This is a genomic window from Ferroglobus sp., assembly GCF_015521575.1.
GTDB lineage: Archaea > Halobacteriota > Archaeoglobi > Archaeoglobales > Archaeoglobaceae > Ferroglobus.
This window is the reverse complement of the sequence record NZ_WANY01000033.1, coordinates 1-12,642: the sequence shown is the minus strand read 5'-3', so window position 1 is coordinate 12,642 and position 12,642 is coordinate 1. Positions and strand designations below refer to the sequence as shown.

General features: G+C 42.5%; 17 protein-coding genes. 10 read left to right on the top strand and 7 right to left on the bottom strand.

The features are described from left to right. Positions 1-38: 38 nt before the first annotated feature. A complete protein-coding gene (locus F7C14_RS01310) occupies positions 39-569 on the top strand; it encodes a hypothetical protein (RefSeq protein ID WP_290899028.1) in 531 nt (176 codons plus the stop codon). Positions 570-723: 154 nt separating this feature from the next. Here F7C14_RS01310 and F7C14_RS01305 read toward each other — a convergent pair whose 3' ends face one another. Genes F7C14_RS01305 through F7C14_RS01285 form a run of 5 tightly spaced genes read right to left on the bottom strand, consistent with a single transcriptional unit; the run spans position 724 to position 4,583 of the window. Then, complete coding sequence (locus F7C14_RS01305) at positions 724-1,311, bottom strand: ZPR1 zinc finger domain-containing protein (RefSeq protein WP_290899026.1); 588 nt, start codon at positions 1,309-1,311, stop codon at positions 724-726. Continuing rightward, positions 1,308-1,676 carry a cell division protein SepF gene (sepF, locus tag F7C14_RS01300; protein ID WP_290899034.1) on the bottom strand — a complete coding sequence of 123 codons (369 nt, stop codon included), beginning with the start codon at positions 1,674-1,676 and terminating at the stop codon, positions 1,308-1,310. The genes F7C14_RS01305 and sepF overlap by 4 nt, the downstream gene beginning before the upstream one ends. 45 nt (positions 1,677-1,721) lie before the next feature. Further along, positions 1,722-2,627 carry a biotin--[acetyl-CoA-carboxylase] ligase gene (locus tag F7C14_RS01295; RefSeq protein WP_290899023.1) on the bottom strand — a complete coding sequence of 302 codons (906 nt, stop codon included), beginning with the start codon at positions 2,625-2,627 and terminating at the stop codon, positions 1,722-1,724. After that, positions 2,617-3,612 (bottom strand): class I SAM-dependent methyltransferase family protein, encoded by a 996-nt coding sequence (locus F7C14_RS01290; protein WP_290899021.1) that lies wholly within the window; start codon positions 3,610-3,612, stop codon positions 2,617-2,619. Before F7C14_RS01290 ends, F7C14_RS01295 begins: the two co-directional genes overlap by 11 nt. After that, complete coding sequence (locus F7C14_RS01285) at positions 3,609-4,583, bottom strand: 60S ribosomal export protein NMD3 (RefSeq protein WP_290899018.1); 975 nt, start codon at positions 4,581-4,583, stop codon at positions 3,609-3,611. Before F7C14_RS01285 ends, F7C14_RS01290 begins: the two co-directional genes overlap by 4 nt. Positions 4,584-4,663: 80 nt before the next feature. Here F7C14_RS01285 and F7C14_RS01280 point away from each other — a divergent pair, with 80 nt between their 5' ends. The 4 genes from F7C14_RS01280 (at position 4,664) to F7C14_RS01265 (ending at position 7,164) form a co-directional block, all read left to right on the top strand. Then, positions 4,664-5,095 (top strand): 4Fe-4S dicluster domain-containing protein, encoded by a 432-nt coding sequence (locus tag F7C14_RS01280; protein ID WP_290899015.1) that lies wholly within the window; start codon positions 4,664-4,666, stop codon positions 5,093-5,095. Next, entirely contained in the window at positions 5,092-5,895 is an 804-nt protein-coding gene (locus F7C14_RS01275; protein WP_290899012.1) for a heterodisulfide reductase-related iron-sulfur binding cluster, read from the top strand. Before F7C14_RS01280 ends, F7C14_RS01275 begins: the two co-directional genes overlap by 4 nt. Before the next feature lie 95 nt (positions 5,896-5,990). After that, entirely contained in the window at positions 5,991-6,686 is a 696-nt protein-coding gene (gene ccsA / locus F7C14_RS01270; RefSeq protein WP_290899008.1) for a cytochrome c biogenesis protein CcsA, read from the top strand. Continuing rightward, complete coding sequence (locus tag F7C14_RS01265; RefSeq protein ID WP_290899004.1) at positions 6,679-7,164, top strand: hypothetical protein; 486 nt, start codon at positions 6,679-6,681, stop codon at positions 7,162-7,164. Before ccsA ends, F7C14_RS01265 begins: the two co-directional genes overlap by 8 nt. 230 nt (positions 7,165-7,394) lie before the next feature. On the opposite strand, the gene F7C14_RS01260 is transcribed toward F7C14_RS01265, so the two are convergent. Next, on the bottom strand, positions 7,395-7,850 hold the full coding sequence (locus F7C14_RS01260) for a type II toxin-antitoxin system VapC family toxin (protein WP_290899001.1): 456 nt from the start codon (positions 7,848-7,850) through the stop codon (positions 7,395-7,397). Continuing rightward, positions 7,847-8,029: an antitoxin family protein gene (locus F7C14_RS01255; RefSeq protein ID WP_290899031.1), complete on the bottom strand. Its 183-nt coding sequence runs from the start codon at positions 8,027-8,029 to the stop codon at positions 7,847-7,849. The genes F7C14_RS01260 and F7C14_RS01255 overlap by 4 nt, the downstream gene beginning before the upstream one ends. 278 nt (positions 8,030-8,307) lie before the next feature. Here F7C14_RS01255 and F7C14_RS01250 point away from each other — a divergent pair, with 278 nt between their 5' ends. The 5 genes from F7C14_RS01250 to F7C14_RS01230 form a co-directional block, all read left to right on the top strand. Further along, positions 8,308-8,619 (top strand): H/ACA ribonucleoprotein complex subunit GAR1, encoded by a 312-nt coding sequence (locus F7C14_RS01250; RefSeq protein WP_290898997.1) that lies wholly within the window; start codon positions 8,308-8,310, stop codon positions 8,617-8,619. Then, entirely contained in the window at positions 8,531-9,517 is a 987-nt protein-coding gene (locus F7C14_RS01245; RefSeq protein ID WP_012965883.1) for a transcription initiation factor IIB, read from the top strand. Before F7C14_RS01250 ends, F7C14_RS01245 begins: the two co-directional genes overlap by 89 nt. Positions 9,518-9,598: 81 nt before the next feature. Continuing rightward, positions 9,599-10,828 (top strand): FAD-binding oxidoreductase, encoded by a 1,230-nt coding sequence (locus F7C14_RS01240; protein WP_290898991.1) that lies wholly within the window; start codon positions 9,599-9,601, stop codon positions 10,826-10,828. After that, a complete protein-coding gene (locus tag F7C14_RS01235; protein WP_290898988.1) occupies positions 10,825-11,841 on the top strand; it encodes a (Fe-S)-binding protein in 1,017 nt (338 codons plus the stop codon). The genes F7C14_RS01240 and F7C14_RS01235 overlap by 4 nt, the downstream gene beginning before the upstream one ends. Further along, positions 11,838-12,642: radical SAM protein (locus F7C14_RS01230; RefSeq protein WP_290898985.1), on the top strand; the 805-nt coding region annotated here is incomplete at its 3' end. The genes F7C14_RS01235 and F7C14_RS01230, both read left to right, overlap by 4 nt.

Genomic DNA, 12,642 nt, shown 5'->3' with positions numbered 1-12,642 from the left:
GTAATCTTTAAATATGTCTTATTTGTTAAAATAGATTTATGTCCCGATCTCTGTTTATCATTGGAATTATATTGAATTTTATGTTTTTTATAGTATCACAACCAGTCGTTGCTACTAACGTTAACAGTGCGCCAAACTTTATGTCCAAAAATGCAGCTACGCAGGAAATAACTTTGCAAAATCTCACTGTAAGCATCTCTCCGGATAGTGTGACTGCAAGTCCGGGAGATACAATAAATCTTAGACTGAAAATTGATTGGGAGCCTAAAAATTGGAAAGGCAAAGCAAACGTGACGATAGTTCTTTCAGCTGCCGGATTTAAAAAAGGATTTCAACTTCCGGAAATAACTCTTGTAAATCCGCCAATCGAAAAGGAGTTTAGCTTCACTTTACCAGTGTATCTCCCACCTTTGACATATGAAGCTAAGATTATTGTCGAGGCAGAAGGGATAAAATCTGAGGACAGTATCGAATTAAAAATCAATACTAACAAAATTCCTGGATTTGAAGTGCTTGTAGGTGTGATTGCACTCATTGGTGGATTAATGTTAAAAGGAAGAAGAACATAAAGAATTGAATTTGATATCTGACAGCATCAGTTACGAAGCGGTTTATGATTTTTGCAGGAGATTTTGAAGCCCATATCACAGCTTTTAAAAAATTTGTTTTTCTCAAAAGTCTTATATCTCCTAAAGTACGTGAGGGTCCTGTCTGTGATTGCTTTTATTCCTCTACGTTCTCATTCAAATTCATTAACTCCTCTTCCCCAACGATGTCTACAATCGTTAAACCGGTTTTTAATTTGGATGCCTCCTCTTGACTCAGTTTTTCCATAAAAACTTCATCGCTTATTATTGTACTATTTCCAAAGGGGTCCTCCACTATCAAGGTGACGGAATCTTCTCCTTCCCTCACAGCTTTAAGTTTTGCCAATATTTCTTCGCAAATCCTCACCTTCTCTTCGTCATCGCTGTTCCATCTTTTGGCCATTTCAACAACATCTTCGAACCTCATCAGAACCCCTTCAACGTTCGTTATAAATCCTTGACTTGCTGGTCCAGGCTCCATAGCCAAGCCGAGCTCAGGAATTCTGATCGTGCCTGAAGCCGATCTAACGACTTTGGCAAAGAGGTTGTTCTTGTCGACTTTCAGAGTAAACCTTACGGGATCTTTGAACTCTCCTATGAAGACATCCGAATGCTTAAAACCACAGTTGCAGGAAATCGTGGTAATCAAAATTCTTCCAGCATATGGCGTATCGTAAAAAGCCGTTAGTAGGTTTAGATCTTTTCCGCACTTCGGACACTTCATGAGCGAATTCCCTTAATCTTGTTTCTGTCGATTTTAATTCCAAGGGGTGTTACGATAATGTAATCCTCTCCCAACCCTACTATGTCTCCCCCCACATCTTCGGCAAGCTGTCTCAGATCTTTTATTATCCTGTCGAGGGTTAATTTATCGTGCTTTATAAAGGTGATCTCCGCTATAACTATGTTTCCGTCGTAAACCTGTCTTCTTATTTCCGGAACATCATTTAAGCCGGTAACTTCGACAACCCTTATGTACGTTTCTCCTTCCGTAAGTTCAGCTTCGTATTCACTCAGATCGAGCTCTTCGTATTCCTCGACGCTCACGGCTTCCTGTTTCCCGCCGAATATCTTGTCGATAAGGCCCATGACACTCACCGAATAACACTCTTCACGAAATACTATTTAAAGTTATCACATGTAAAAGCACTCTCCGCTGAAGATTCTCTCAATTTTATCCCCGCACTTAAGGATTAGCGCCCCCTCATCATCCACATTCAGAGCAACACCTCTGTAAATTTCGCCACCAACTCTGACTTCAACTTCTTTCCCTATCGTATCAAGCATCCGCTTCCACTCTTCGAGAATTCTATTCCACTCAAGATTCACGATCTCGGAGAACGTGTTTGCGAAAGAACAAAAAACGTCTGTTACGCTCACATTGTAAGTCTTTAACGTCGTCGCCTTATCTTTTAACTCCTCGGGAAGCTCGTTCTTAACGTTTATTCCGACACCTACGATCACCCTTGAGGAGAGCTCTTCTCCGACGAGTTCGCATAAAATTCCAGATACTTTTTTTCCCTCTATCAAAACGTCGTTGGGCCACTTTATTTTCGCTTTAAAATTCTCCAAAGTTTTGGCGACGACCAATCCGATTAGAATGGTAACTCTGTGGGCTTTAACAGCTGGAACCTTTCTGGGAAATTCGAAGGAAAAGTAGAGTCCCCCTTCTTTGCTTTCCCATTTCCTTCCGAGCCTACCTCTTCCGGCGCTTTGCCTTTTGGCAAGAACGCAGCTTCTTTCCTCCTTCTTAGCGACGTTGTTCGTTGAATCAACCTCTTCAAAGTATAAAAACCTCTCGACTCCGAGTTTCTTTGAGCATAGGGCGGCATCTAAGGGGGAAGGATCTGGAATTGAAAGGATATTGTAGTTTCTGTCTATCTCGTAGCCGAGACTTCTCAATTTTTCGACGAATTTCCAGACGGCGCTTCTACTTATTCCGAGGGTTTTGGCAATTTTTTCTCCGCTGTACCCTTTTTTTAAAAGTTCGTAAATTTTCAACCTTTTGTCGTTCAAGCTTATCGCAAGATCAGCGGACATATGCATCGACTACAACGTGAACGACTCCGGGAGAGTAATTCTTGACTTTCCTCATTCCCAAAATTTTAACCTCTCTATTTAACTTTTTGCAAACCGCTTCAATTCTCTTTATCGGTCTCTCTATTATTTTTTCTGGAACGCTTTCGTGATAGTGAATGTATCCTTCGCCGTTCAAAGCTCTTACAGCCACCTCAATAAAATCTTCGGCAAATATGTGACCCATGACTACCCTGTCTGCAAAGCTTTCTGGTGTGAAACGAGAATCCATGTTTACGGCAATGACGTTCCTTATTTTGTTCAGCTTCAAGTTTTCAAGGAGGAGTTTGTAAGCGTCGAAGTTTATTTCGAAGGCGTAGATTTTTTCAGCTTTCGAGTGGTTCGCTATGGGAATTGTAAAATAGCCGATTCCGGCAAACATGTCGAGAACAATTTCCCCCTCTTTTACGAGATTCGCCACTCTAAGCTTTTCGTACTGATTTCCGAGGCTGTACATGACCTTTGTGACATCAACCTTGAAAAGGCAATCGTGCTCTTTGTGTACGGTGACGCTACCTTTCCCAGCCAAGAGAGTCATTTTTGGCTTACGCTCCATACCTTCCCTCCCCTCGTCGCACCAAACAGCTTTCAGCCTTGGAAAAGTTTCAAGAATTAATTCGCCAATCTTCTCTCCAAATTCCCTCGCTTTGCCCTCCAGTTTTACTATTGCCAAGCTTCCAAGAACTTTAAAGGAAACGATACCTTTCGAAACGTTTTCTGAGAACTTTTCTCTGGCTAACCTCTTTATGTCGTATTTCTTGGCAAAAACGGGATTTTCGTCTTCGATTACTTCAAACTCGGAAAAATGCCTTTCGAAACCGTCGTAAATTGGTATGTAAACGAAACTGCCATCGAAGGCTATGAGCCTCCTTTTGTCCTTAGCTCCTATTTTTTCAGCAAATCTTCTAACTTCTTCGGCTTTAATTTTGGGAACTTTTACCACTTTCATTCTATCATCCACTTTGGGATGGCGTAAGCCTTATCCTCGATTACGGCGAGAAAAACCTCTTCACCGACGTTTACGTTGTATTCAGGTTTTTCGGCGATATAAACTCTGTCTTCGGAAAATATCTCTAAGGCGGAATCGTCCTTGTTGATGACGTAGCCGCTCTTCAATTCTTCCCTCCTAACAATGACCTTTGCTTCTTCGAGAGGTATTGTGTTTCCTGTTAGCAAATCGTAGGCTTTGTTAACCTTAGCAACGGCTATTCTCCCCTTAGCAACAACGACATCTCCGGGGAAATGCTCGGGCAATCTCACAAGATACGTCATCCTGTAGAAGTCAACACCGTCCTTCCTTCCAGCAATTTTTGCACTCTCCTTGAATTCAGCTCCGAACTCCTTCACGACTCTCTTAGCGATCTTCTTAGCGACTTTCGAGTCTCCTATGTAGAAGTCTATTCCCTCCCTTCTTTCGACTATCTTAGTTAAAAAGCTTTTCTCGCTTCCCGAAGACTCTATCTCCTCTTCAACGATCTTTGCGACTCTTTCAACCTCCTCATCGAGGATCTTTCTATTTTTCGCTCTGAGCTGAATTATGGCTTCGTAATATCCTCCAGCCTCTCTGCTGCATTTCTGACAGCCCTCTCTTTTAACTCTAACTTTAAAGAATCCCTCTTCCTCCACGTAATCTCCTCTCAAAACGCCTTTAATCTTAAAGCTGTAAAAGTGACCGTCACCGCTCAAATCGAACTCCTTTACCTCCAGTTCTGGATGGACGAAGAAGGAGCTCTCTATAGCTTTATCCAAAGCGTCATCAAAACTCAACTCTTTCCAGCTACCGGAGAATTTGAATCTGCCACACCTCGGGCAGAGAATAATCTCCACTACTTCTGGATAGCTTATTATCCTCTCCCTCTTTGCTAAGCATCTTCCGCATATTGAATACTTGCTATCCCTTCCGCAGACCGCACACTTCATCCGAATTATTACGTTGATGTTTGAGTTTATTTAACACTTTCTCGATACAGTTTAATAGTGGGCTGAGAAAATTGGGAAGGATGAGTTTGAACTCGTGCATTCAGTGCGGGACATGCATAGCAAGCTGTCCATCTGGAAGGATAACAGCTTTGAACACAAGAAGAATAATTGCCGAATTCATCTCTTCGGGGAAAAAAGTTGAAGAGAGGGATGAGATCTGGTTCTGCGTAACATGTTACGCTTGTCAGGAAAGATGCCCTCGGGGAATAGAAATCACTGACACATTAATCGAAGCGAGAAGAACTCTAGTGAGAAATAAAGGTTTGCCCGGAAGGTTGGGTTATGCTTTCACGTTTTTGATGAATCATGCAGCTTTGGTTCCGGCGAGAGAAGAACACGTAGAGTTAAGGAGAAAGCTCGGATTGCCGATATATCACGCGCAATTCGATGAAAAGGCTAAGGAAGAGGTTAGAAGAATTGTTGAAAAGCACGCTGGGAGTGTTGTGAGATGAAGTTCTTCCCCGGCTGCATGATTCACAACAGGTATCCGGGGATCGAGAAAAGCATCTACTACATTTTTAGCGTTCTTGGCATTGAAATTTCTCCGCTCGAAGGTTCTTCATGCTGTCCAGCCCCTTCAATTACAAAATCGGTAAGCGAAGAGATGTGGAGGGAAATAGCTGAAAGAAATTTGAACTTAAGCGACGAAACAATAATGACCGCCTGCAATGGCTGCTTCACGACACTTCTTGAGGTCGGAAGCGAGATTGGGAAGGACGTGAGGCACTTCGCCGAATTCCTTTACAGGGATGTGGGAATTGAAGAGATAAGGAAGAAAGTTTCTAAGAAGCTTAATTTAAGGTTAGCTGCCCACTACGGCTGCCACTTCTTCAGACCAGCTGAAAAGAAAGGAGTTGATTCGGCTGAAAGACCGAAAATTCTTGACGAGCTGATTAAAGCGATAGGTGCCGAAAGCGTGAATTACAGAACGAAAAACATGTGCTGCGGTGGAGGTGGGGGAGTAAGGGCTGCTGCAACGGAAGTGGCAAGAGAGCTTTTGGAAATGAAGCTTGAGGGTTTGAAAGAAGCGGAGGTGGATGCCATCGTGGTTATATGTCCCCTTTGCCTCTTTCAGTTCGACACGGGGCAGAAGGAGCTTGAAAAGGAAGGAAAAGTCTTCAGGATTCCGGCAATTCACTACGCTCAGCTTTTAGCTATAGCGATGGGAATGGATGTCGACGAAGCGGGATTTGAAGCCCATGAGATAATCACGCAGGAGCTTTACGAAAAGCTGCTGATGGGAGAATCATGACCTACGAGCTTTTCACCTTTCTGAATTACTTCCTCATACTGTCTTTGTTTCTCCTTCTTCTCTCGATTTTTCGGGAAAGATATGAGAAGGTATTTGTGGCTTCCGTAGTGATATCTTTCCTCTACCTTGTTTTCGTGCAAATCCTTTACTGGCGGGAAACTTTCGTGGCTTTTGGAGATTATGTGGTAAGGTTTTACCCTCCTTTCTGGATAGAAAACGAAAAGCTGTTCTTCTGGTTTTTCCTTTCGGCTGTCCTTCTTTTGAAGGTTAGAGAAGGAAAGAGTGTTTCGAAGATCGTTTTACTTGTGATGTTAATTTTCGTGATTGTTTTTCAGAACCCTTCCGATCCTCTGCCGAATCTGAGAAGAGAACTTGAAGTGTTCAATCCGGCTTACATTAGATATTACATTGCAAGAGCAACTTTCTTCTACAACTCTCCCTACATGTGGATTCATCCCCCTCTGCTTTTCATTTCCTACGCTTTCTTCCTCCACTCTTTTTCTCTCTCCTTAGCCAATAAAAACGAGTACGATTTTGCGAAGAGCGGTTACCTCTTTTTAACTCTCGGATTGATTTTCGGATATCCTTGGGCGGTTGAAGCCTGGGGTGAGGACTGGTGGTGGGATCCGAAGATAGCGATGTCGATAATGCTTTGGGTGATTTACACAGCATACCTCCATGCGAGGATAATCGGAAAGTATCATCGGGAAATTAACGTAGCTGGATTTTTCTCCCTCATAGCCACCTATTTAGCAACGTACTTGCTTCCGGGGGTGCACGCTTATGGATAACCTTATGAAGCTGACGATAGCCATCTTTTTAATCTTCTCGGCTGTAGCCTTCTCCGCCATAATTTATTACTCCCTCAACTACTCGGAAGATTGGAAAAGGAGAGAATATCGGAATTACGTCGATATGATGAACCGAATAGCGTCGCCGATAGTGTTCACAGCAATAATTCTAATTCCGATCTGCACCCTCAGAAAGATTAGGGAAAACGTTTTGTCAAGCAGCTTAATTATTGCCGGGACAGCCATCCTATTTGCGGGACTTGACTATCGCTTAGCTCTGGCTTTTTCTTCGATTGTCGCCATAGCTCTCCTAACAGCCTACTTGAAGAAGAATCTCTCAAGCACGCTGATTCATTCTGGAGTTTCTCTATTTATTCTTGACTTCGCCCTCTTCAAGGGTGATTTGCATTTGCTTTTGTTCTACCTGTCCTCGGCTCTCTATTTGGCTGGAATGATTATCCGGTTTTATCGCTCATGACGCTCGTGGTTGCGGGTTAAGTTTTTTATCACGCTCTTTCGGAACTCCTTGAGAAGTATGGCTGCGGTAAAGTTGGAGTAATGTTGGACCCACAGTACTTCACAAGGTGATGATGAATTAGCATAATTCAAATTAATAATATTAGCAAAATAAAATAAGAGGTACATAGTTAAGCTGTGTTTGGTTTCTAACAGTTGGGCTGATGTTAAATTCTATTTTGTGTTTTTGTGTTAACGGTTTAATTTCGAATCTTTTAACCTTTTTATAGCACTATCAAACTCCTCAATTAGATAATAGGCTTCGACACCGTATTTTTTAGCATTCGCTGCCATTGTTTTATCGTTCGTTATGATGATAGAGTTGGTAAATTTAGCCGTTGCTATGAAGTATGCATCGATTGCTCTACATCCAGTATCGTGAGCTACTGAAAATGCTAATTCTCTTATTTTTTCAATTGGAATTATTATGACCTTTTCGATTATTTCGTTGTATATTTTGAGGGCATCCTCTTTTTCAATTCTTCTAACTAACTGACCAATCAATTCAATCTTAAAGACTTCCGGTACAATCGCATCCAAAAACTTGCTTTGAATGACCCTAAACGTTTCTTTTGCAATTTCGTATCTGTATTCATCATATCTAAAAATTCCGTCTATGAAAAAAGAGGTATCAAGTACTACCGTCATCTTCTCTCTTCTAAGAATTCTTTTAAGACATCCGTGTCCACTTTTCTGCTATACTTCTCTATGATATCTGCTAAACCCTCTTTAATCTCTATCCTTACCCTTTCCCCATCCTTTAAGTCAACTTTCTGGAGAGGTTTAAAAACTCCCTTCTCGTATATTGCCTCTATTACCTTTCCCAGGCCTTCGAATAGTTCTTAACTTTCAAATACTTTTCTAAGCCAAACGAAGCTTAACGTACTGCACAAAACAAACGAGATTTAACATTTCACCAAACGAATAGTAACATTGATCAACAATCTTGTCATTTTGTACTTAGTTGCACTCATTATTACCGAATACAATGGCTGTGTTACCTTGTGAAGTACTGACTCAAGAAAAACCTTTAAATACTAAAATAAAAACTCAAATAAATATGTTGCGAAATCTTTAAATACTTTTACAGCCTAAGTCAGTTGTGTTGAAAAGGATTGGTATTGTTGCTAAAATATCTAAAACTGGCAATATAATTGTTAAGGCTGAATACATCCCGAAAATTGGTGCAGATGTCGTTGATAAGCGTTTGAAAAAAATCGGTTATGTGTACGACGTTATTGGGCCGGTTAGCCAACCCTATGTTGTTGTCAGACCTAAGGATAAAAATCCGGAATTATCTGGATCAGAACTTTTTGTGGTGATCGAAGATGGTAGAGGTGGAAAAGGTAAGGGAAAAGGAGGTAGAAAGAAAGGAGGTAGAAAGGGAGAAGGAGGTAGAAAGGGAAGAAACCGTTGAAGTTTGCCCTGAATGCGGAAGCCCCAGGCTCATTAGGGATTTTAAGAGGGGCGAATTCATCTGTCAGGACTGTGGTTTGGTTATAGAAGACACCTACATAGATTCAGGTCCTGAATGGAGGGCTTTCGACAGCGAGCAGAGGGAGAAGAGGAGCAGAGTGGGTGCTCCAATAACCTACACCATCCATGACAAGGGACTATCGACGATAATCGACTGGAGCAACAAGGACTACTACGGAAAAGCGATTTCAGTGAGGAACAGAGCGCAGCTCTTCAGACTGAGAAAGTGGCAGAGAAGAATTAGGATAAGCAACGCTACCGAAAGGAACTTGGCTTTCGCATTAAGCGAACTCGACAGAATGGCTTCCGCTCTTGGATTGCCGAAATCTGTTAGAGAAACCGCTGCAGTGATTTACAGAAAAGCCGTGGAGAAGAACTTGATAAGAGGTAGGAGTATTGAAGGAGTCGTGGCAGCCGCTTTGTATGCTGCCTGCAGACAAGCGGGAGTGCCGAGAACTCTTGATGAAATAGCAACTTATTCGAGAGTGGACAGAAAGGAGATCGGAAGAACTTACAGATTCATAGCAAGGGAACTCGGATTAAAATTGCTTCCGACATCTCCGGCAGATTACGTTCCAAGATTTTGCGCCGCGCTCGGCTTGAGCGGAGAGGTACAGAAGAAGGCTATAGAGATAATAAAGAAGGCTGAAGAAAAAGAGCTCACGTCTGGAAGAGGCCCAACTGGTGTGGCGGCAGCAGCAATTTACATAGCTTCCATTCTCACAGGAGAGAGGAGGACTCAGAGAGAAGTGGCTGAAGTAGCCGGAGTTACCGAGGTGACGATTAGAAACAGGTATAAAGAACTTGCAGAAAAGCTCGGAATTGAGATTATCCTCTAATAAAACTTAAGGAAATAAAACATTATTAATTATTATAAAATAGGCGAAAAACTTATAATTTTCTAAGTTTCATGACTATTTGTGGATAAGTTAATCGACGAACTCGTTAATATTGTCGGCGAAAACGATGTGCTTTATGGCTCTTCAGCTCTTTCCATCTATTCCGTCGATGCTTCCCCTTTTTTCGGGAACGCTTTGGCTGTAGTTCGACCGGAAACAGTAGAAGAGGTCTCGGAGATAATTAAGGTTGCCAACGAGTATAAAGTCAAGATTTACCCTCGCGGAGCCGGAACTGGAACTAAGGGGGGAGTTGTACCCTTCGAGGGAATTGTAATCGACATGAAAAAAATGAATGACGTCGAAGTTAACGAGGAAGACTTAATTTGCGTGGCGGAAAGCGGGGCGGTGATAGGGAAAATAAAAAAAGAAGCTGCGAAAAAAGGACTCTTTCTTCCACCAGAGCCGGGGAGTGCCGAGGTAGCCACTATTGGGGGATTTGTGGCTGTTGGAGGGAGCGGAAAAAGAGCTTTGAAATACGGGGCAATTTCCAATTATCTCGCCGGAATCGAGGTGGTTTTACCCGATGGAAAAATATTCAGCAGCTTTTACTACACGCACAAATCTCCTCCTTTTCCGAATAACATCTTCGTCGGAAGCGAGGGAACTCTTGGCATTATAACTAAAGTTGCTTTAAGGCTACTACCTCTTCCGGAAAATAGAAGAACACTAATTTCCGAATTTGAGAGTTTTAAAGAGGCTTTTGAAGTCGCAAAGAAGCTGATCAAATTTCTTCCTGAATGCGTAGAATATGCGGATGAAAAAGTTGCCGAAAGGCTTGGATATAACGGGCACATCATAGCTGTAGAGGACTTTTCGGAAAACAAAAAGCTTGAAGAGGTTTTGAGAGAGTTCGACGAGTTGAGGGGAAGAGACGAAGAAAACTTTTGGAGGGTAAGGAGTTCTATTGGATCGTTGAGTGTCGGGAGCAGGAAGCGGTTTTACTTAGCCGACGACTACGTCGTTCCTTTCTCCAAAGCCGTAGAATTTGAAAAGATTGTTAGAGATGTCGAAAAAGAGGTTGGAGTGGAGGTTTTTCTCTACTCTCACCTTGACACGTGCAATTTTCACCCAGCAGTGATAGCCGAATCTCTTGAACAAGCTCTTAACTTTGAAAAAATTCTGGAAGGTAAGATTTCCGGAATCGTTTACGGGGAGCATGGTAGAGGTTTGAAGGAGAAAATCAATTTTAGGAGGTTGAAGGAATGCTTGGACGAACGGAATATTATGAACCCAGAAAAGATTTTTTCGTGAACTGCACGAGATGCGGAGTTTGTTTGACGGTCTGTCCAACTTATAACGTCACTTACTGGGAGCACTACTCTCCAAGGGGAAGGATAGTACTTTCTCAGCTTTTTGAACTTGATGAGGAGGTGAAAAAGAGTGTTTTCACCTGTTTAACTTGCGGGTATTGCGAGAATATTTGTAATTCTGGAGTAAAGTTCACGGAGGAGATCGAAAAAGTTAGAAGACAGTTTATATCTTCCGGATACTTTGTAAAAAAGCACATGGAGCTTTACGAGGTAATAAAAGGGTATGGAAATCCCTATAGAGGAGAGCCGATAATACAGGAGTATAGAAAGGTCGAAATCATATACTACCCGGGATGTACAGCTTTATACAAGGAGAATGAGCTTTTCGAAGCTACGAAAAAACTTCTTGATTATCTTAAAGTCGATTACTTTGTTGAAGCGAAACACTGCTGCGGGTCAACGGCTTTAAGGGTTGGACTTGGAGAGGATGTTGCAAGAAAGGGTTTCGAAAGCATAAGAGAGGCTGTTGAAAAAACTGGAGCATCTCTGATAGTGACGAGCTGTCCAGGGTGTTATAGAACGATTAGAAAGGATTACAGGAAAATGTTCGGGAGTGTTGGGGCTGAAATTATGCACATCACCGAGTTTTTGTACGAAAACGTTCACAAATTCGATTTCAAAAGAACAAATTTGGAAATCTCATACCACGACCCCTGCCACCTTGGAAGACACATGAAGATTTACGAGGAGCCAAGAGCTTTAATAGAAGAGGTGGCTAAGCTGAAAGAACTCGAAAGGATAAAAAACGAAAGTTTCTGCTGTGGTGGGGGTGGAGGGGTTAGAGCGGGCTACAAAGAGTTCTCCATGATGGTTATGGAGGAGAGGATCAGAGAAGTTAAGAGAGTTAACCCAGATCTGCTTCTTTCGGCATGCCCCTTCTGCTACAGAAACCTTAAAAGGGGAGATGTGGCTGTTAAGGATATAACGGTATTGCTCTCGGAGCTGGTAAGATGATAGCTCTCAGCAGAATGGTAGCTGGAGAGGCGACGGTGTCGGAGAAGCTCACTTATAAAAGTAAGGAGAGAATACCGAAGGCTCTTGCGGAGGCGAGCAAGAAACCTATTCCGGTTGTCGTGTGGAATTCAACAGCAAAATGCAATTTAAACTGCGTTCACTGTTACGCTGCCGAAAGCCTCAACGGAGAAGAACTTACGACGGAGGAAGCCAAGAGAATGATAGATGACCTCGCAGCTATGAGGGTGCCGGTTATTCTGTTTAGTGGTGGCGAGCCTTTACTCAGGAGCGACATCTACGAGCTTATCTCTTATGCGAAAAGTAAGGGCATTCACTCCTCTCTTTCAACAAACGGAACACTCATCGATGAGAATGTGGCAGCAAAGCTGAAAGAGGCTGGAGTTGACTACGTTGGAGTAAGTTTGGATGGAAGTGAGGAGGTTAACGATGAATTCAGGGGTCTGAAGGGAGCTTTTAAGAAAGCTCTCTCTGGATTGCTCAATGCGAAGGAGGAGAACATTTTAACTGGAATAAGATTTACCGTTACGAAGTTCAATTACGAAGAGGTGCCGAAGCTTTTGGATCTTGCCGTTGAGTACGAAATTCCGAGATTTTGCCTGTATCACCTCGTTCCTTCCGGTAGGGCGGATTTTGAAATAGACATAAGCAACAAAATAAGGAGAGAGCTGATGAACTGGCTCTTCGAAAAAGCTATCGAGCTTAGGGATGAGAGGGAGAAGGTGGAAATTTTAACGGTAGACAATCCGGCTGACGGCGTCTTCTTCTATCTGAAACTCAAAG